Annotated in this window: 17 protein-coding genes; 13 read left to right on the forward strand and 4 right to left on the reverse strand. The window is 41.6% G+C overall.

Going from position 1 to position 21,392, the window contains the following annotated elements; all coding sequences use genetic code 11:
• Nucleotides 1–24: 24 nt before the first annotated feature.
• The 6 genes from murC (at nt 25) to ABIN91_RS07180 (ending at nt 7,320) form a co-directional block, all read left to right on the forward strand.
• Complete coding sequence (gene murC / locus ABIN91_RS07155) at nt 25–1,380, forward strand: UDP-N-acetylmuramate--L-alanine ligase (RefSeq protein WP_348049953.1); 1,356 nt, start codon at nt 25–27, stop codon at nt 1,378–1,380.
• Nucleotides 1,373–2,230 (forward strand): cell division protein FtsQ, encoded by an 858-nt coding sequence (locus ABIN91_RS07160; protein ID WP_348049955.1) that lies wholly within the window; start codon nt 1,373–1,375, stop codon nt 2,228–2,230. Before murC ends, ABIN91_RS07160 begins: the two co-directional genes overlap by 8 nt.
• Before the next feature lie 11 nt (nt 2,231–2,241).
• Nucleotides 2,242–3,579, forward strand: coding sequence for a cell division protein FtsA (ftsA, locus tag ABIN91_RS07165; protein WP_348049957.1), 1,338 nt, complete (start codon nt 2,242–2,244; stop codon nt 3,577–3,579).
• Between the two features lie 131 nt (nt 3,580–3,710).
• Nucleotides 3,711–5,351, forward strand: coding sequence for a cell division protein FtsZ (ftsZ, locus tag ABIN91_RS07170; protein ID WP_348049959.1), 1,641 nt, complete (start codon nt 3,711–3,713; stop codon nt 5,349–5,351).
• Between the two features lie 152 nt (nt 5,352–5,503).
• Nucleotides 5,504–6,745 (forward strand): aminotransferase class I/II-fold pyridoxal phosphate-dependent enzyme, encoded by a 1,242-nt coding sequence (locus tag ABIN91_RS07175; protein WP_348049961.1) that lies wholly within the window; start codon nt 5,504–5,506, stop codon nt 6,743–6,745.
• A 398-nt stretch (nt 6,746–7,143) separates the two neighbouring features.
• Nucleotides 7,144–7,320 (forward strand): histone H1, encoded by a 177-nt coding sequence (locus tag ABIN91_RS07180; protein WP_348049963.1) that lies wholly within the window; start codon nt 7,144–7,146, stop codon nt 7,318–7,320.
• Between the two features lie 60 nt (nt 7,321–7,380).
• Here the strand turns inward: ABIN91_RS07180 and dapA are convergent, their stop codons facing one another.
• A complete protein-coding gene (gene dapA, locus ABIN91_RS07185; RefSeq protein WP_348049965.1) occupies nt 7,381–8,277 on the reverse strand; it encodes a 4-hydroxy-tetrahydrodipicolinate synthase in 897 nt (298 codons plus the stop codon).
• Nucleotides 8,278–8,472: 195 nt separating this feature from the next.
• The gene (gene ligA, locus ABIN91_RS07190) at nt 8,473–10,488 is read right to left on the reverse strand and encodes an NAD-dependent DNA ligase LigA (RefSeq protein ID WP_348049967.1); all 2,016 of its coding nucleotides are present in this window, start codon (nt 10,486–10,488) and stop codon (nt 8,473–8,475) included.
• Between the two features lie 402 nt (nt 10,489–10,890).
• Here ligA and ABIN91_RS07195 point away from each other — a divergent pair, with 402 nt between their 5' ends.
• Together ABIN91_RS07195 and ABIN91_RS07200 are read left to right on the forward strand one after the other, a co-directional pair.
• Nucleotides 10,891–11,679, forward strand: coding sequence for a hypothetical protein (locus tag ABIN91_RS07195; protein WP_348049969.1), 789 nt, complete (start codon nt 10,891–10,893; stop codon nt 11,677–11,679).
• A 70-nt stretch (nt 11,680–11,749) separates the two neighbouring features.
• A complete protein-coding gene (locus tag ABIN91_RS07200) occupies nt 11,750–12,061 on the forward strand; it encodes a hypothetical protein (RefSeq protein WP_348049971.1) in 312 nt (103 codons plus the stop codon).
• Nucleotides 12,062–12,599: 538 nt separating this feature from the next.
• On the opposite strand, the gene ABIN91_RS07205 is transcribed toward ABIN91_RS07200, so the two are convergent.
• Complete coding sequence (locus ABIN91_RS07205; protein WP_348049976.1) at nt 12,600–13,193, reverse strand: hypothetical protein; 594 nt, start codon at nt 13,191–13,193, stop codon at nt 12,600–12,602.
• Nucleotides 13,194–13,391: 198 nt separating this feature from the next.
• Nucleotides 13,392–14,585 (reverse strand): ADP-forming succinate--CoA ligase subunit beta, encoded by a 1,194-nt coding sequence (gene sucC / locus ABIN91_RS07210; protein ID WP_348050199.1) that lies wholly within the window; start codon nt 14,583–14,585, stop codon nt 13,392–13,394.
• 647 nt (nt 14,586–15,232) lie between these two features.
• Here sucC and ABIN91_RS07215 point away from each other — a divergent pair.
• The 5 genes from ABIN91_RS07215 (at nt 15,233) to ABIN91_RS07235 (ending at nt 21,368) form a co-directional block, all read left to right on the forward strand.
• Nucleotides 15,233–17,797, forward strand: a complete 2,565-nt coding sequence (locus ABIN91_RS07215; RefSeq protein WP_348049978.1) for a M1 family aminopeptidase — start codon at nt 15,233–15,235, stop codon at nt 17,795–17,797.
• A gap of 192 nt (nt 17,798–17,989) precedes the next feature.
• On the forward strand, nt 17,990–18,649 hold the full coding sequence (locus ABIN91_RS07220; RefSeq protein ID WP_348049980.1) for an ABC transporter ATP-binding protein: 660 nt from the start codon (nt 17,990–17,992) through the stop codon (nt 18,647–18,649).
• A 9-nt stretch (nt 18,650–18,658) separates the two neighbouring features.
• Nucleotides 18,659–19,135, forward strand: a complete 477-nt coding sequence (locus ABIN91_RS07225) for a hypothetical protein (RefSeq protein WP_348049982.1) — start codon at nt 18,659–18,661, stop codon at nt 19,133–19,135.
• Nucleotides 19,136–19,741: an HAD hydrolase-like protein gene (locus tag ABIN91_RS07230; RefSeq protein WP_348049984.1), complete on the forward strand. Its 606-nt coding sequence runs from the start codon at nt 19,136–19,138 to the stop codon at nt 19,739–19,741.
• 127 nt (nt 19,742–19,868) lie between these two features.
• Complete coding sequence (locus ABIN91_RS07235; RefSeq protein WP_348049986.1) at nt 19,869–21,368, forward strand: S41 family peptidase; 1,500 nt, start codon at nt 19,869–19,871, stop codon at nt 21,366–21,368.
• The last annotated feature ends 24 nt before the right edge of the window (nt 21,369–21,392 follow it).

Raw genomic sequence — 21,392 nt, forward strand, 5'->3', positions numbered from 1 at the left:
AGAGGGGGCTTTATTAAAAAGAGAATGAAGTTAAGCAACATTGAAAAAGTTTACTTGGTAGGTATCGGGGGCATCGGTATGAGCGGCCTTGCGCGGTATTTTAACCATTTGGGCTGCATTGTTTGCGGATATGATAAAACGGCTACCCCCTTAACTGCCGAGTTGGTTAAAGAAGGCATCCGTATAATTTATGATGATAACGCCGAAGATATTCCGGTTGATTTTTACAAACCGAATGATTCAACGCTGATCATCTACACCCCGGCAATTCCGCATTACTCAGAGATATTGAGTTTTTTCCGGAACAAGGGTTTTGATCCGAAGAAACGTTCACAAGTATTAGGTATCATTAGCAAAAGCTTGCTAACGGTTGCCGTGGCTGGTACCCACGGTAAAACCACAACTTCAAGCATGATAGCGCATATCCTGAAGTCTTCAGGTATAGATTGTTCTGCATTTTTGGGCGGTATCGCGTCTAACTATGGTACTAATGTGCTGTTTGGTAAAAGTAAAGTAATGGTGGTTGAGGCCGATGAGTATGATCGCTCGTTCCTCACACTGCACCCAAACATCGCCATCATCACATCAATGGATGCCGATCATCTGGATATTTATGGAGACCATGAGCATCTAACAGAATCTTTCCAGTTGTTTGCCTCGCAGCTAAAAATTGGCGGTAAGCTCATCTATCACAAAGGCCTGCATATCCATAATGGTGTAACCTATGGCATCAATACTTTTGCCGATGTAGTTGGCGCTAACATCAGCATAGAAAAAGGAACTTTCTATTTTGATTTCAATAACGGTACGGTTGATATCAAGAATATTGAAATGGGCATTGCCGGCATTCATAATATTGATAACGCGGTTGCCGCTATACAGGCTTGCTTGTATTTGAAAGTTAAACCCGATGATATTTTAAAGGCTTTAAAATCCTTTAAAGGAGTAAAGCGTCGTTTCGAATACATCGTAAAATCGACAAAGCATATTTACATTGATGACTATGCGCACCATCCCGAAGAGTTGCGTGCCTGCATTACATCAGTAAAAAAGTTATACCCTGAAAAGAAGCTGACAGTAATATTTCAGCCGCATTTATTTACCCGCACGCGCGATTTTGTCGACGGTTTTGCAGAGGTATTGGATATGAGCGACGAACTATTGCTATTGGATATATACCCCGCCCGTGAGTTGCCTATCGAAGGCGTGGATTCGAATATGATATTAAGCCGCATGAAAATGCTGAACAAACGTATCATCGGTAAAAAAGAGAGTGTTGATTTAGTGAAAAAACAAATGCCCGAGTTGCTGTTAACAGTAGGTGCGGGCGATATTGATCAATTGGTTGAACCTTTAAAAAAGGCTTTGCAAAATGTTTAAGAACCCAATATGGCGTAAAATATTGATCGGCTTTGCCTGGGTAACCAGCATAGGTGGCATTATTGCGCTTATGAGTTTTATTGAATATAAAAAGGCCGGAGTAGTTTGCACCGATGTGAAGATATACATACCAGGCAATCAGTATTTTATTGATAAGGAAGAGGTTGATAATATTTTACAGGTAAAAAACAACGCGCTGATAGGCCATAAACTGGAAGATATCAACATCCAGGCACTTGAAAGTAAGCTCCGTGCAAATCCTTTTATTGAGTTTGCAAAAGTTTATATGGAGATGGATGGTGTGATCCATGTCGAGATCAGTCAGCGCCAACCGATATTACGGGTGGTTAATAAGTTTGATCAGGATTTTTATATAGACCAATACGGTATGAAAATGCCGCTGTCGCAAAACTTCACCGCTAAGGTTTTGGTAGCTACCGGCGAAATTGACGAGCTGTTTGGTAACCGGGTTGATTCATTGCACAACGCTATAACCAAAGACTTGTACAGAACAGCCGACTTTATTCGTAAAGATTCATTATGGAGCGCGCAGATCGTACAGATCTATGTCAATACAGATCACGAACTGGAATTAATTCCAAGAGTAGGTAACCATAAAATATTGCTGGGTAACGCCGATTCGTTGGCTACCAAGTTTGGTAACCTGCTGGTGTTTTATAAACAGGCATTGCCAAAAGTAGGGCAGGATGCCTACAGAATAATTAACATTAAATATGCTAACCAGGTGGTTGGTATTAAAAATACATTATTGAAACCCGATTCTGTAACTAAGAAAAAGGAAGAAATAAAGATAAAACCGGATACAACACAAAGTAAAGTACAATTTTAATAAGCAGAGATATGGACAAAAGCCAGACAAACGAAAAAAGTTCACCAATTGTTGTGGGATTAGACATTGGTACAACAAAGATATGCGCTATTGTTGGTCGCAGAAGCAAGAACGGAAAGATAGAGGTATTAGGTATCGGCAAAGCCGAATCTGCGGGTGTAACCCGTGGTATGGTATCTAATATTGATAAAACCGTTCAGGGCATCACGGCGGCTGTTGATATCGCTGGCACTCAATCAAACGTTGAGGTTAAAGTTGTAAACGTGGGTATCGCGGGTCAGCATATCAAAAGTTTGCAGCACCGAGGTTTAATTACCCGTCGCGATCTGAATACCGAGATCTCCCGCAAGGATATCGAGAAGCTGATCGAGGATATGTACAACCTGGTGATGCCTCCGGGCGAAGAGATCATCCATGTGTTGCCGCAGGAGTTCACGGTGGATAACGAGCCGGGTATTAAAGATCCTATTGGTATGGCTGGCGTACGCTTGGAAGCCAACTTCCACATCATCTCCGGCCAGGTTACTGCTATTAAAAACATTGTAAAGTGTGTAAACAAAGGCGGTCTTGAAAGTCAGGACCTAATTCTTGAGCCATTGGCATCTTCCGAAGCTGTATTGAGCGATGAGGAAAAAGAAGCCGGCGTTGTTTTGGTTGATATAGGTGGCGGTACTACCGATGTGGCTATTTTCCACGAAGGTATCATCCGTCATACCGCCGTGATCCCGTTCGGTGGTAACAGTATCACCGAAGATATCCGCGAAGGCTGTTCTGTAATGCGCAACATTGCCGAGCAATTGAAAACCCGTTTCGGTTCTGCTTTGGCCGACGAGAACAAGGATAACGAAATTGTATGTGTGCCAGGTTTACGTGGCCGCGAGCCAAAAGAGATCTCGATCAAAAACCTGGCTTACGTTATCCAGGCCCGTATGGAAGAGATCGTAGAACATGTTTATTACGAGATCAAATCATCAGGCTACGAAAAGAAACTGATAGCAGGTATTGTAATAACCGGTGGTGGCGCGCAATTAAAGCACCTGCCGCAATTGGTTGAGTACGTTACCGGATTAGATTGCCGTGTAGGTTACCCTAACGAACACCTGGCCAAAAATGAGGTATTGCCAAAAGCGATTTATGAGGAATTACAAAGCCCGACTTTTGCTACCGGTATTGGTTTGCTTATCAAAGGGATCCAGAAAATGGAAGACATGGATCTGCCGGTAAAAGAGGTTAAGGTTGAAAAGGCAAAACTTACAGATGAACGTAAATTTGGTTTGTTTGGTAAGATATTAGAGTCTGGAAAGAAATTTATTAAAGACGATATTAAGGATGAGGACTTCTTGAAATAGGAGTTTTCAACAGGTAAATTACTTTTCCACATTATTGACAATTGTTAATAAACTATGTGGAAAAACTCTTAATATTACATTAGATGAAATCTGAATTATCGTCAATCACATATAGCTGAAAAACAAGGATTATGCAGTTTGAGATGTTAAAAGAAAAGTCGTCCATCATCAAGGTTATTGGTGTTGGCGGCGGTGGTGGCAACGCTGTTAACCACATGTACAAGCAAGGAATTACCGGTGTCGACTTCATCATCTGTAATACCGATGCCCAGGCTTTAGAGTTGAGCCCTATCCCTAACAAGGTGCAATTAGGTGCAAGTTTAACCGAAGGAATGGGCGCAGGCTCTATCCCCGAAGTAGGTAAAAACTCAGCTATCGAAAATATTGACGATATTAAATTGATGCTTGGCAGCAATACCAAAATGTTATTTATAACAGCAGGTATGGGCGGTGGTACCGGTACAGGCGCAAGCCCTATTATAGCCAAAGCGGCCCGCGAACTGGATATATTAACGGTTGGTATTATTACCACGCCATTCTCTTTTGAAGGTAAGCGCCGTAAAATGCAGGCCGAAGAAGGTTTGGAAGAGTTTAAAAAACATGTAGACTCGTTCCTGGTAATTTCAAACGATCGCTTGCGCGAGATATTTGGAAACTTAACCTTAGGTTCGGCATTTGCACAGGCAGATAATATATTGACCACAGCCGCCAAAGGTATTGCCGAGATCATCACCTTACCGGGATATATCAACGTTGACTTTAAGGATGTGCGCACTGTAATGAAAGACAGTGGCGTAGCCATTATGGGTAGCTGCTCTGCCGAAGGTGAAAACCGTGCTTTAAAAGCTGTTGAAGGTGCATTGCTTTCTCCGCTATTGAAAGATAACGAAATTGAAGGTGCCCGTTATATCTTATTGAACATTACATCAGGCGTTACCGAGGTAACTATGGATGAGGTGAGCATCATTACCGATTTTATCCAGATGGAAGCAGGTTTATCTGCTGATCTGATCTGGGGTAACTGTCGCGACGAATCTTTAGGCGAGCAGATCTCAGTAACAATTATAGCTACCGGTTTCCAAACTAAAGACGAGCGCGAAAAGGAACAAAGTACCAAAAAGGTAATTTCGATGCTTGTTCCCGAAAATAAACCATTGGCCCGTCCGGTTAACGAGTTTGTTAACCCTGTTGTTAAACAGGAAGGAACTGCCGCTGGTGTTTACATGAAAGGCACTAATCCTGCTGCCGAAGAGCAAAAGCAAACCGGTTTATTTGATCTTTTCGCCAAAAGCGAAGAGCCACCGGTTATCAAATATTCATTCCAACCAGAAGAACCTGCTGCCGAAGAGGAAGAGGTTGCAGACACTGCCGGCTTCACCTTCAAACTATCAGAACCAGAAATGGAATTTGAAGTTCCCGAAGTTGTAGAAGCGGTAACCTTTGTACCCGAGCCTGTATTTGTGCCCGAGCCCGAGCCAGAACCCGAGCCAATTGTTGGTGCAGATGATGATAAAACCGATGAATCTATCGAAGATCAATTGCGTAAATCGCGTGAGCGCATTATGCGTTTGAAGGACCTGAGCATGAAACTGCGTAACGGTAACATTCAGGAATTGGAGAACGTACCGGCTTACAAACGTAAAGAGATAGCCTTACAACAAACTCCGCAATCATCAGAAAGCCAGATCTCAAGATTTAGTTTATTAACTGATGATGAAGGTAAAACCGAGATCAGAAATAACAATTCTTTTCTGCATGACAATGTAGACTAAGTTCATTAGTGTGTTCAAAACTTTATTCAAAGCCTCTGTATTTATACAGGGGCTTTTTTCGTTATAAACCATTATAAAAAGTTATAGCGCTTGCTGTTCACCGCTTTAACCGCTATATTTGTACATTACAGAGGATTTAAAACATTACGATTTTGGATATATTTAAAAAGATATCAAATAACATGGGGCCTTTGGGCCAGCACCTTAAATGGTCGCATGGCTACTTTTCGTTCCCTCGTTTAGAGGGCGAAATTGGCTCGCACATGCAATTTGAAGGGAAAGAGCATTTAGTGTGGAGTTTAAATAATTACTTAGGTTTAGCTAACGACCCGGAAGTACGCGCGGCTGATGCCAAAGGTGCTGCCGATTTCGGTATGGCTTATCCAATGGGTGCCCGTATGATGTCGGGTAATTCAAAATACCACGAAGCATTAGAGCAAGACCTGGCCAAATTTGTAAAAAAGGACGATGCCTTTTTGCTGAACTATGGCTACCAGGGAATGGTATCTATCATTGATACACTGGTTGATCGTAATGATGTGATCGTTTACGATGGTGAATCACATGCCTGTATCATTGACGGTGTTCGCCTGCATATGGGCAAGCGCTTTGTATACAAGCATAACGATCTGGAAAGCTGTGATAAGCAGTTGGAACGCGCCACCAAACTGGCCGAACAAACTGGCGGTGGTATCTTATTGATCACCGAAGGAGTATTTGGCATGTCGGGCGCGCAAGGTAAACTAAAAGAGATCGTAGCCTTAAAGGATAAATACGATTTCCGTTTGTTGATCGACGATGCTCACGGCTTCGGTACAATGGGAGCAACCGGTGCCGGAACCCACGAGGCGCAGGATTGTATTGAAGGTGTAGATATCTATTTCGGAACCTTTGCCAAATCAATGGCGGGTATTGGAGCGTTCGTAGCTTCTACCGAAGAAATCGTAAACTACCTTCGCTATAACATGCGCTCACAAACCTTTGCTAAGGCATTGCCAATGCCAATGGTAATTGGTTTACAAAAGCGTTTCGAACTATTAAAATCAAGACCCGAACTTCGTGAGAAGCTATGGAATATAGCAACCGCACTGCAAACCGGCTTGCGCGAACGTGGCTTTGATACCGGCGTAACCAATACCATGGTAACACCTGTATTTTTAAAAGGCGACCTGAACGAAGCCACAGCTTTAACCATGGACCTGCGTAAAAACTATAGCATCTTCTGCTCCATAGTGGTGTACCCGGTTATCCCAAAAGGATTGATCCAACTGAGATTGATACCAACAGCGATGCACTCGCTGGCTGATGTTGAACTAACACTTTCTGCCTTTACCGAGGTAGGAGAGAAGCTAAAAGCCGGACATTATAAAGAATTAAAGATGGCTTTTGCCTGATTTTAACCATTATTTATATCATCATAAGCCGCTATATTAACATTTAGCGGCTTTTTTTGTACTTTTTTCGTTCTAAATAATAAAATAACTATGGCTTTTGCTCTCTATATTTATCACTTACATTCAATGTGATATTTATAATACTTTATGCTATTGAGCCTGATTGTTATGGGATTAGTTAAATTATGCACGCATAATTATAATTTTGCTAAAAATAGCTTTTGAGGTAATCCCCTACATTTGCAAATGAATACCTCCAAAACTAAAAAATGTGGAAAAAAACCGCCTCTACGCGGCTATTTAGTGCTTTAAATGTTTTTTTTTGATGAAAAAACATTTTACATTAGCACATAGTTTAAAACAATTTTAACCTCATTATTAAAAGGAGTATTTGAAAAATGGAAAAATTCACAAAAGTAAAAGAACTTATCTCTTCATTAGAAGGTGATGCTGACAAATTCTACAACAAAGGTAACAGCGCTGCTGGAACCCGTGTACGTAAAGGAATGCAAGATTTGAAAAACCTTGCTCAAGCTATCCGTTTAGAAGTACAAGAGTCTAAAAACAAGGCTTAATAATAATGTAATTATTAGTAAAAGACCCGGCCAAAAGCCGGGTTTTTTATTTGCGGATATTTAGGCTGGTTGTGCAACCAGATTGATCTGTTGTAATTGTATGCCTATTTTTTGAGCAGTTGAGTTGCTCACATTTACCAATGGCAATCTAAGCGTATCGCCGCAAATGCCCAGCTCTTTTAAAGCATGCTTCACACCACCTGGGTTGCCTTCGGCAAACATAAGTGCTGTAAACTCTATCAGCTTATAATGTAACGGACGGGCCGCTGCATAATCGCCTTTAAGGCAAAGCCTGATCATATCCGAAAACACCCTCGGCACCGCATTCCCAATCACCGATATAATACCCGAAGCACCCATCGCTATCATCGGCAAAGTAACCGGGTCGTCGCCCGATATCAGCATAAAATCAGCCGGTTTATCGCGCATAATCTGGTTAAAGATATCAAAGCTGCCCGAAGCCTCTTTAGTAGCTACAATGTTCTTAAAATCATTCGCAAGGCGTATCGTTGTTTCAGCACTAATAGTGCTACCAGTACGCCCCGGAACATTATATAAAATAACAGGCAAAGGCGATTTTTCGGCAATAGCTTTGTAGTGCTGATAAATACCTTCCTGGGTAGGTTTACTGTAGTACGGACTAACCGAAAGTATAGCGCTGTAGCCCGTAATATCAAAAGCTTCAATATCTTTTAAAACCTCGTAAGTATTATTGCCACCAATCCCTGCAACCAAAGGTACACGGCCATTGGTAAGGTCAACACTGCGCTTAAAAATCTGCTTCTTCTCATCCTTGGTTAAAGTAGCTGTTTCGCCGGTTGTACCCAGCACTACAATGTAATCTACTCCGCCTCCAATAATATGGTTAATTACTGCCTCGAGGCCACCAAAATCTACATCACCATTTGGATGAAAAGGAGTCACCATAGCAACCCCGGTTCCGTTAAACATTTCCATTATCAATAATCAGGCTGTAAAGATAGAAAAAATATGTTTAGATCGTTTAAAGTATGTTTTTGAACCGTTGATTATATTTTTGATTACCATGATTTCGTTGATTTTTGATGATTTTAAGGCGTAAATTCAAGTAAATAAATCTGGAAAAATTATAAGAATGCTTGCAAATAAATCAGCGAAATCAAATAATCATCATTAATCAGCGGTCAGCATAGCTAATAACTCCTCATCGCTAATGATCGGCACATTCAACTTGGTAGCCTTCTCCAACTTAGCCGGGCCCATATTATCACCCGCCACCAAATAGTTCAATTTGGCCGATATACTGCTCAATATCTTACCACCATTCTGCTCAATAATATCCTTCAACTCCTCGCGCGATCTTTCAAACGTACCCGAGATAATGAAGGTTTTACCTTCCAGTTTATTACTGGCCAATACTACCTCTTTCTCATCAGATACAAATTGTAAACCCTGCACTTTCATTTGTTCAACCTGCTCCACATGTTCAGGGTTGCTCCAGTATTCAACCAAACTTTCGGCAATGCGGGTACCTATTTCATCAACGGCGGTCAGTTCCTCAACATTGGCTTTGATCAGGTTATCGATGGTCTTAAAATAAGCCACCAATTTTTTAGCAACCGTTTCACCAACATAGCGGATGCCCATCCCAAACAAAACCTTTTCAAAAGGCATCAGCTTTGATTTTTCGATACCATCCATCATATTATTGATAGACTTTTCACCAAACCTGCCAAGCTGTTTCAACTCATCACTGCGTTTATGCAAGTCATAAATATCACTGATGTGGCGCAAAAATCCTTTCTGATAAAGCGTCTCAATAGTTTCATCACCTAACCCATCAATATTCATCGCCTTCCGGCCGATAAAGTGTTGCATCTTACCAACTATCTGTGGTGGGCAACCCTCATCATTAGGGCAGTAATGATTGGCTTCACCTTCCTGTCGTACCAACTCCGTACCACATTCAGGGCAATGTGTTATATACTGAATAACCGGCGAATCTTCCTTCCGCTTTAGCGGATTTACGCTGATGATCTTTGGGATGATCTCGCCGCCCTTCTCCACAAACACGCTGTCACCCTCATGCAAATCAAGCCTCAATATTTCATTAGCGTTATGTAACGAAGCTCGCTTAACCGTAGTACCCGCCAGTAAAACCGGCTTCAAATTAGCCACCGGCGTAACCGATCCCGTACGGCCAACCTGGTAACTTACACTCTCTAAAACTGTTTCGGCTTGCTGTGCCTTGTATTTGTAAGATATGGCCCATCGTGGCGATTTAGCTGTAAAACCTAACTCTTGTTGCTGTGCATAGCTATTAACCTTCAAAACAATCCCGTCTATATCATAACTTAGGTCGTGCCGTTTCTCGTTCCAAATGGCTATAAATTCCAATACCTCACTAATATTATTGCAAAGCTTAGTATGTTCACAAACATGAAAGCCCCAGCTTTTAACAGCCATAATGCTATCCCAATGCGTTTTAAATAACGGTTTATCCGTATATAAAAAGTACAAAAAGCAGTCTAAAGGGCGTTTTGCTACCTCACGCGAATCCTGTAGTTTAATAGTGCCTGAGGCAAAGTTCCTTGGGTTGGCGTATGGTACTTCGTTCTGTTCTATCCGTTCATTATTGAGGCGCTCAAAGGCTTTGCGGTGCATAAATACTTCGCCACGTATCTCAAAATGTTCAGGGTAATTGCCCTCGTCCAGTTTCTTCGGGATGCTGTGTATCGTCTTCACATTGGTGGTCACATCATCTCCCTGCACACCATCACCACGGGTAACGGCACGCAGCAGCTTACCGTTTTGATAGGTGAGGCTCATTGATAAACCGTCAAACTTCAGTTCAACCACATACTCAAAATCATCACCGATAGCCTTACGAATGCGCGCGTCGAAATCAACCAGTTCCTGCTCGTTATAGGTGTTGCCTAAACTCATCATAGGCCACTTATGCCGCACTGTTTCAAATTCCTTGGTCACCTCGCCACCCACACGTTGCGTAGGCGAATCCTCTTCCAGAAACTCAGGGAACTGTTTCTCCAATTCCGCCAGTTCTTTTAGTTTGATGTCAAAATCAAAGTCGGCAATAGTTGGCATAGCCAGCACATAATAGTTGTAATTATGCTGTTTTAATTCGGTGGATAACTCGTGGATTCTTTTTTTAGCGTCTGTAGGCTGCATGGAACGAAGATAAACAAATGGTATATTCTGATACGCCAAATTACAAATTTCCAATAACCTGAATAACTGAGGATAGGGGGGTAAAAGTGGGTGTTTTAAAAAAGATGTTTTATGTATTCATCTCCGCGCGTCATTGCGAGGAACGAAGCAATCCCCGACTTACAGAGCGAACTTATAGGGGATAAAGTAAGAATTTTAAATTTTTGATTCTTGGCTTTTACTTCCTGATTCTATTTTCAGGGGGGTATTGTAAGAATTATTTCATCACCATGCCAAACTCGTTTCAGCATAATAGACGTTGAAATATCGCTATACAAAGATACAAAATCACCATCTTAAATTTAACATATATTAAGATATCTATGTTATTAAAATACATATCTTTAATAAAAACTAAACCACATGAAACTCAAATCACTATTGCTTTTTATCACGCTATGCCCGGCCATAGCCTATTGCCAATCGGTAACCATGCCGCAAGTTGGTTATGCCGAAGCGCATAATACAACTGTTACTAAAATAGAGGTTACCAAAACTAATACCGTGGTAAGCTTTAAACATACGTTTCCAAATCCGGGTGCCTGGGTTGAAATTAATAAAGGCATCTATCTGCAGGATGCCAATGGCGAAGAGAAGTATAACTATATAAAATCGGAAGGCATCCCACTAAAGCCCAACAAAATTACCGCGACAAAAGATGGACAGGAAGTAAGCTTTAAGGTGTATTTTCAAAAGCTTAAATCCGGTACAAAAGCCATCAACATAGTTGAACGTGCCCATTACATATTTGAGCAACCCGGCACCAACTTTTATTTTAACTTTTACAATGTAAGCCTAACCAAATCGGCGCCTGCCGTTAACGAACGTGTTAAGGTAACCGATGTAGTATTGATGGCTCCGCCACGAGGTGCAAAAAATGAAATTAAACAAGACACGGCTTTTAATGTAAGTAGCAATTTTACAGCACCAATGCCTAAAGGGATTATGGACGGTGTAGGCCCAATGATGGGAAGCATGTACTCCAGCATACTCGATGCCCAACTAAAAGTTTACAGCAAACCCGAAACAACCGCAAAACTGGCCCAGGTAACAAAAAATTATTATGATGCATTAATAAAAGTTGGCTTTTCTGAAGAAGCTGCATTGAAGATCATTACTTCAAAATCATTGATATCGATGGATGGGAAGTAGTAAGCCTAGTTAAGGAATTTGCTGCTGCAACACAACCTATAGGTTACGTCAATAAAATATCACTACTGATATGCAATATTTGGTACAGCTATTAAAAAAACACCCGGTAACTATTATCCTTTTCCTGTTCTACAGTGTGTATTGGGTTATCGTATTTAAAGCCGGATTGAGCGTGGAAATGGTTGCAGAGCACTTTACCGATAGTCACCAGATCGGTCATTGGTATAATTATATGTATACCGGTATTGCTGCTTTAGTTATAAGTGTAGTGTTTGTATTTACGTTATTATTAGGCGCAGTCTGTTTTAAAAAAGAATGGCATTTTTACGTTAATTTGGCATTAATTAGTTTAATACCGGTTGCGATAGTTCTAATTAATTAGAGGATTGCATTTCCATCGTTAGTCCGGATTTATAATCCCCGGACTTAACACCACCGGGGATTTGCAATCCCCGAAAACAAAAAAGGGAGAGCATATGCCCTCCCTTTTTTATATCAAATAGCTAATAAATTAAGTAGCAAATACTTCCTTAACTCGATCAGCAGCTTCTTTCAATAATATAGCCGATTTAACCTTCAAACCACTTTCGTCAAGCAATTTTTTAGCCTCAACAGCATTAGTACCCAGTTAAAAATATACAGATACAGCAAACCCGAAACCACAACCAAACTGGCCCAGGTGACTAAAGCCTATTATGATGCCTTAATAAAAGTTGGTTTTTCTGAAGAAGCCGCATTAAAGATCATTACTTCAAAATCGTTAATATCGATGGATGGGAAGCAGTAATTAAAAGTTGTCAAATCTTTACGGATTCTATTTTGAGTAGATTTTGCAACGAATAAAAAAGACTGAAATAGTTATCCCTTTACGTTATATAGATCTATAAGTTCTTTTAGCAATATTCATTGGAGTAATATCATCACAACGAAATGATCTCAGCCAGTTTATTTGGGTTGTCCTTAAATGCTTCTATTTGTCCAACCCTGCTCAATACAAAACCCCGTAAATAATCATTAGGGCCGTCTGCCCGGTTTGATCGTTTGTTTTTAATATTCAAATTTATCGCCTGAATAGTTTTGATAATTCCCCAGGGAATCCCCCACCAACCTAATATGGCTGTTTTTACCAAAGCGTTATTGTTAGCCTTGTCCAAAGCATCCGGGCTGGCAATGAGCATCTTTTTTTTATAATTGGTGAAAATTATAAAACTGATTACTTCAGCTACGATTGTAGCATTTAACTTTTCGTCGGTACTGCCTGTTACAGGGCAAGGCAGGTTTTGAATTATAGCACAATAAGCATCTATCTCTTCAATTGTATATTGTTTATTCTGCGCGTCAACACTTCGTGCAACACTTGCATCTATATTGCGTTTTTTAAGTTCTGCCTTAACTACGTCAATAGCTTCGGGCGTTAAACCGGCAGAGTTTTGGGTTACAACGCGTACTAATTCTTCATCAGTTTTTCGTTCATAGGTTTTTCTTATTACCTCAATATCTACTCCATTACTCATTATGATAAGGTTATTATGGTTTACTAAATATAAAACAAAAAAGGAGAAAATCTCATTATTCTCCTTTAATAATATCGCTGATCGTAGCACAAAAAAAGCGATGAGTCTAAACCCATCGCTTTACTCGTTAGTCCGGATTTATAATCCCGGACTTAACATCACCGGGGATTTGCAATCCCCGAAAACAAAAAAGGCTAATTAAGCAGCAAATACTTCCTTAACTCGATCAGCAGCTTCTTTCAATAATATAGCCGATTTAACCTTCAAACCACTTTCGTCAAGCAATTTCTTAGCCTCAACAGCATTGGTACCTTGTAAACGAACGATGATCGGAACCGGGATATCGCCAATTTCTTTGTAAGCGTCAATAACACCCTGGGCAACACGGTCACAACGAACAATACCACCGAAAATGTTGATCAAAATAGCTTTAACGTTAGGGTCTTTCAAAATAATGTTGAAAGCAGCCTTAACAGTTTGCGCGTTAGCGGTTCCGCCTACGTCCAAAAAGTTAGCAGGCTCACCACCGGCAATTTTGATTATGTCCATGGTCGCCATAGCTAAACCGGCACCGTTAACCATACAACCAACGTTACCGTCAAGTTTTACATAGTTCAGGTTGCTTAAGCTCGCTTCAACTTCCATTGGGTCTTCCTCGGCAGTGTCGCGTAAAGCGGCAAAGTCGGGGTGACGGAACAGCGCGTTATCATCTAAGTTAACCTTAGCATCAACGGCCAATATTTTATTATCGCTTGTTTTTAAAACAGGGTTGATCTCAAACATAGCCGAATCTGTAGCGTCGTAAGCCTTGTACAAAGCAGCAACAAATTTCACCATATCCTTAAAAGCATCACCACTCAAACCTAAGTTAAAAGCAATTTTACGAGCCTGGAAACCTTGTAAACCAACCTTAGGGTCAATCTCTTCCTTAAATATCAGGTGCGGAGTGTGCTCGGCAACCTCTTCAATGTCCATACCACCTTCGGTACTGTACATAATGATGTTACGACCAGCAGCCCTGTCCAACAGAACACTCATATAAAACTCCTTAGTTTCGGTAGCGCCTGGATAATAAACATCCTGAGCAACTAAAACCTTACTAACAAACTTACCTTCCGGACCGGTTTGCGGAGTAACCAAAGTCATACCTAAAATAGCGCCGGCTTTTTCCTTCACATCGTCAAGGTTTTTAGCCAGCTTAACGCCACCGCCTTTACCCCGGCCACCAGCGTGAATTTGCGCCTTAACAACCACCCAGTCCGACCCAAAGTCTTCTTTCAACTTTTTCGCGGCCTCAATAGCCTGTTCAACATTATCGGCAACAATGCCTTCCTGAATCCTTACACCAAAACTTTTTAGTATAGCTTTACCCTGATATTCGTGAATATTCATTTCGTTCGAGATATTTTGTGCGGTAAAGCTATTAAATTCAACCATTACAACGAAACGGAATCTTCTTTTTTGGTGATATTTTTCAATGTTTTTTCAAGTGGGAGTGATGTTTTTTATGATTTTGATTAAGGTATAATGGATAGGAGTTTAATTTATATGCTAATGTTAGTTTGAATAACTAAAATTTAGATAATCATTTGGGCGTTGCCTTCGGCCCGGGCTATCCGTTCCAAGTCCTCGCCACTGATAGACGTGCCTCCGGGCTTTCCACTACTATCCCTAACGCAAAACAAAGGTTCAAACCAAAACTCAAAACCCAATTTCTCGTCAGCAGACAGCTTCGGCCAAAAGCGGAGAGAACGTGGTGGGCAGTGCGGTAGGGAAGGGCCTCCTGTTTGTGCATAGCGCGGGCCTCGTGAAGCCTAAGCCGCACAAGCATTCAGCCCGTGGAGTTCTCTCCGCTTGTGCGCCTGCCTGCCGGCAGGCAGGTAAAAGGCCTGTGCGGCAAAGAAGCCTACTGCTTACAAGCCATTTGGCTTGTCGGCTATGAGCGGAAACTATACAGAGCCACCATTCAAAGATGTCACCACTTTGTTATCCCCCGTTAAAAAAAAATCCAGTAATTTGCCATTATCAAATACCTACACATGCGTTTTACCAAGTTCCTGCTTATAGTCCTATCATATACAACTGCAACCCAAGCCCAAACCATCGACCCCGGCGTATCTAAACAACTCGCCGAAAGTCGCGCTGCCAACATTCGCAACCTCCAATACACCCTCAACCTCACCATCCCCGAAACTAAGACAACGGATATCGAGGCTACCGAAACCATAACCTTCAACTTCAAACAAACCGGCCAGCCACTGCAACTGGATTTTAAAGAAGAGCCAGCTAAAATCAAATCAATAGAGATAAACGGTAAACCGGCAGCAGTAAACGAAACAAAGGAACACCTGCTTTTAGAAGCCAAATACCTGCTCCCAGGTAAAAACACCATCAACCTGCACTTTACTGCAGGCAATGGCGCCCTCAATCGTAACGATGATTACCTCTACGCCCTATTCGTTCCCGATAGGGCCAGAACGGTATTCCCCTGCTTCGATCAACCCAATCTAAAAGCCACATTCGCCCTAACGCTGCAACTCCCATTAACCTGGAAAGCCTTGAGCAATGGTGCCATTCAGGATTCAACCTTAACAGCAATAAATAAAACCTATCGCTTTAAAACTTCCGATACATTAAGCACTTACTTATTCTCTTTCGCCGCAGGTAAGTTCACATCGGTAAAGCAAAATATCGGCAAACTAAATCCCGAGTTTTTGTACCGTGAAACCGATAAAACCAAAATACAATTAAGCACCGATGCCATTTTCAAAGCACATGGCGATGCGGTCAATTTCTTGGAAAACTGGACAAGCACCCCGTTCCCATTTCAAAAAATGGGATTCGTTGGTATCCCCGATTTCCAGTTCGGCGGCATGGAACACCCCGGCGAAGTACAGTACAAAGCGTCAAGCTTATTTTTAGATGCCAGCGCTACGCAAGATCAGATCATCGCCCGCCTCAACCTCATCTCGCACGAAACCGCCCACATGTGGTTTGGCGATATGGTAACCATGGATTGGTTTAACGATGTGTGGATGAAAGAGGTATTCGCCAACTTTATGGCCGATAAGGTAACTGGCTCTCTGATGGGCGATGAAACTTTCAATCTTAAATTCTTGACAGATCATTTCCCTGCCGCTTACGGTATCGACCGTACCCTTGGTGCAAATCCCATCCGTCAAAATCTGGATAATTTGAAGGATGCAGGCTCCCTTTACGGTAACATCATTTACCACAAAGCTCCCATCATGATGCGACAGTTAGAGCTACTGATGGGAAAAGAAAACTTCCAAAACGGCGTACGTGAGTACCTCAAAACCTACGCTTACCACAACGCCACCTGGCCCGATCTGATCAAGATCCTCGGCAAATACACCACCGAGGATTTGAATACATGGAACAATACCTGGGTAAACCAACCAGGCCGACCGGTGTTCAATTATAGCCTTGTATCCAAAAACGGTAAGATAACCCGTTTCATCCTGCTGCAACACGCCGAACGCGGCATCGCACGCACATGGACGCAAAATTTTGAGATCACCCTATACTATCCCGGTTCAACCAAAACCATCGCCGTAAACATGACCAAAGGCGTTGCAGACCTGAAAGAAACTCAGGGCCTCAAACGCCCCATGTACGTATTATTTAATTCTGGCGGCGAAGGTTACGGATTGTTTCCAACCGATAAAGATTTATACAATTCTATAACCGAAATTCAAAGCCCGCTGCAACGCACTTCTGCCTATATTTCCTTGTACGAAAACATGCTGGCCGGCCGCTACATCAAACCCGCCGCGCTGCTTGATCTGTACACCAAAGCTTTAAATGCCGAAAAAGAAGAAATGAGTCTGCGGCTGATAACTGGCTACATCAGTAGTATTTACTGGCAATTCATCACCCCTGCGAACCGCCAAAAAACAAGTGACCAATTAGAAGGCGCATTATGGCAAGCCCTGCAACAACAAACAGCGCCAAACAACAAAAAAATATTATTCAGCACCTATCAAAGCATTTACCAAAGTGCAACGGCACGCAATAATATTTACACTGTATGGAAACAGCAGCAACCACCCGCAGGCGTAAAACTATCCGAAGATGATTACACTGGCCTGTCATTCTCCCTGGCATTAAGAAACGATGCCGACACAACCATCCTAACCCAACAATACGCCCGCATCACCAATCCTGATCGAAAAAAACGCTTCGAGTTTATCCGCCCGGCACTATCATCTGATGTAAAGGTTCGCGATCAATTTTTTCACAGTCTTCAGGATTTAAAAAATCGCGCTAAAGAATCAAACGTACTAACCGCGTTAAGCTATCTGCACCACCCGTTAAGACAAGGTACATCGGTAAAATATCTGGCTAAAAGTTTAGATATGCTCCAAACAATCCAGGTAACCGGCGATATCTTCTTCCCTCAATCATGGCTGTCAAGCACTTTCGGGAGCTACCAAAGTGCCGAGGCCGCCCAGATAGTGAACACCTTTTTAGCCAACCATCCCAACTACAACGAAAAACTCAAAGCAAAAATCCAGCAAAGCACAGATAACCTCATGCGGGCGAGCAATAAACTGCTCCCAAAAACGATAGTAATAGAGTAAAAAGTTCTGTAATCGAAGGAGCCTGCCGGCAGGCAGGTACGACTGGAAATCTTCTGCAAGCGACAAGTCTACAGTATACTAAGTACGCGCAAAAGATTTCTCATTATCATTCGAAATGACCAGCATGGTTAATTTAAAACATTTGCACATATACACATTTGCACATCCGCACATTTAATTAAATTTGCCCTTATGCTCAAAGCCACATCTATCCATAAATCATACGGTAAGCTGCAAATATTAAAAGGGGTAGACCTTGCAGTAAACCATGGCGAGATAGTCACCATTGTAGGTGCATCCGGCGCTGGTAAAAGCTCATTGCTCAACATCATCGGCACATTGGATAATGCAGATTCGGGCACCGTATCCATTAAAGGGCAGGATGTAAGCAAATTGAGCAAATCGCAACTCAGCAATTTCCGTAATAAACAAATTGGCTTCATTTTTCAATTCCACCATTTACTGGTTGAATTTACAGCACTCGAAAACGTTTGCATTCCGGCCTTCATCGGCGGCCAGTCCAAAGCCGAAACCGAAAAACGCGCCAAACAATTATTAGGCATGCTGGGCTTATCCGGCCGTGCCGATCATAAACCCAATCAGCTATCCGGAGGCGAGCAACAACGTGTAGCTGTAGCCAGGGCCTTGATCAATAACCCCGCGTTAATTTTAGCCGATGAACCATCAGGCAACCTCGACTCCACCAACGCCCGCGAATTACACCAGTTATTTATAGACTTGCGCCGCGAATTCAACCAAACTTTTATAATTGTTACCCATAATGAAGAACTTTCTGACCTCTCTGACCGTAAAATACTGATGAAAGACGGAATGATAGTTGATAATTTATAGGTAAACATTATGAACGTACTAATAACAGCGGCAAATTCGGCACAGGCGCAACAACTAAAAAATATACTCGCAATTGATGATGTGATTTTGGGTGACCATTATGATATGCCCGAATTGTTAGTTAAGTCGGGCAAAATGGTGGTAACGCCTAACCCAAAATCATCGGCGTTTGTACACCAAATGCTGGCCCTATGCCTGGATAAGCAAATAGATAAATTATACCCCTTGCGCCGTGCAGAACTTTTACCATTAGCCGAGGCCCGTCAGTTATTTGAAGAATTTGATATTACTTTGGTTGTACCTTCAGTAAATACCATAGCTAATAATATTCCTCACAAAGTAATAGGCGGCCGCGTAGTAATTGTTGAAAAGGGCCGCGTAGTTGAAGGTGATTTTTTAAATGCTGTTGCCCTTTTGCAGGATAAAACCCTTAACGGAGTTTTTAAAGTAAATACCGAAGACTATATCATTTTTACCGCCGACTAAATGTTCACTTACACCGATATTGATACGCGAAAAAAAGCGTTCGTTTTTGAATTAGATAATGTACTCTATCCCGAAAAGGATTACCTGTTGCAGGTTTATTATCTCTTCGCCAGTTTTTTAGAATATAAAGAAATGCTGGATGCCAAAGCCCTTACCAAACTAATGACCACAACTTTTGAGGAAGAGGGCCCCGCCGAAGTTTTTACCCGCGTGCGCCAACGCTTCAACATTAGCGAAGACTACCGGTATAATTTTGATATGTTACACCAAACTGCCCGCCTGCCGTTAAAGTTGCTGTTATATAAGGATGCTTTAACCCTTTTGCAGGATATTGTGGTTGATCGTAAACAGATCTTTATCCTCACCAATGGCGATCCGCAACAGCAACTCAACAAAATAAAACAAACCGAGTGGCACGGTTTGGAACAATACCTCACCTGTTACTTTGCCGAAGAGATAAACGCCAAGCCCGAACCCGACGCTATACACCACATTTTGAAACAATACAACCTTGAGCGCCGTGATATCATTATGGTAGGTAATACCAAATTTGACAAGCTATGCGCAGAAGCAAGCGGTGTCGATTTTTTGGAGATGGTTTTATGATTATCCCTGTAAAAAAAATAACGCACCAATAAACTAACTGTTAGTGTTTTACGTTAAACTTGTAATTAACAGCATTTAACCTGTGGTGTTATAATAAACTGTATATTTATAAGTGTAAATTAAAACTATGAAGAAATACTTTTACTTGATTTTATTAGCATTTGCTGCCATTACTACCCAATCCTGTAAACACCGTACAGATACGCCAAGTATTGATCTGGTTAAAGATTCGGTATTTTATTATGCTAAAGAAGATTACCTGTGGAACGATGCCATCCCATCATACGATGCTTTTAATCCGCGCCAATATTCATCAACAAGCGATATCAATTCTTTACAAAGCGAAATTGATGCCATATCGCAATTGAAAATAAACCCTGCTACTCAGAAGCCATACGAATATAATTCATCATATCCCGGCGAATCAAAATATTCGTTTATTGATCAGGGCCAAACCGGCCAAACGCTGTTAGGTAACAATGCCGATTTTGGCTTTTTCCCAGTTTACGGTCCACTAAACAGTACCGATTTGCGTATCCGCTATGTAAACCCGGGTTCACCTGCCGCCAAAGCAGGTATTCACCGTGGCGAATTAATTACCGCTATCACCGGTGTTCCAAGCTTGGATGGTTCAGTTTCATCAAATATTTCTTATATCAATGCTGCTTTGTCTGCCGCAAGCATTACCATGACTTTGAAACGTGCCAATAATACAACTTATACCACCACTGTTACAGCGGCAAGTTATACCGCAAACCCGGTAATGAAGGATACCATATATAATGTAACAGCCAGTAAAAAAGTAGGCTACCTTGTGCTATCAACATTTACCGCTTTAACCAACGCGCAAAGTAAGCTTGATGCCGCTTTTGATCACTTTATATCAAATAATATTACAGATTTGGTAGTTGATTTACGCTACAATGGCGGTGGTTATGTTGAAACTGCCGAATACCTGGATAACCTGATCATACCAGCCGCAAAAAGCGGTACTACCATGTATACTTCGTATTTTAATGCTGGTTTACAAGCCGATAATTATCCTTTGCTATCCAATATATTCGCTATTAGCAAAGGCGATTTTTCAATACCCAAAAACACTGTTAATTTCTCCAAAAAGAAAACCCTGAGCGGCATAAATAATGTGATATTTATTGTGACGAACCGTACCGCATCAGCAAGCGAATTAGCTATTAATAACCTGATTCCGCATATGAATGTTAAGCTGGTAGGTACTACAAGCTACGGTAAGCCAGTAGGCTTTTTTGGTATCCCTGTTGGGGGATACACCCTGTACATAGCCGAGTTTGAAACTAAAAACGCGGCAGCTAAAGGTGGTTATTACGCGGGTATGCAACCGGCATCTGCCGACTATCCCGGCTATTACTCATCTGATGATGTGACCCATGATTTTGGCGACCCAGCTGAAAACCTATTAGCCCGTTCATTATCATATATCAACATTGGTACTTACTCAACGCCTCAGCAACAAGTACAAAACTTGGCAGGTATCAACCTGTTATCGGCCCAGCAACAAGCTGCTTTAAACAGTAAGTTTAAAGATAAAACCTTTAACGGGATGATATTCGATAGAAATAAAATGAGATTAAAAAGAGGACATTATTAATTAAAATGTTTTAATAAAAAAAAG

It is taken from the genome of Mucilaginibacter sp., from assembly GCF_039921305.1.
Lineage (GTDB): Bacteria > Bacteroidota > Bacteroidia > Sphingobacteriales > Sphingobacteriaceae > Mucilaginibacter.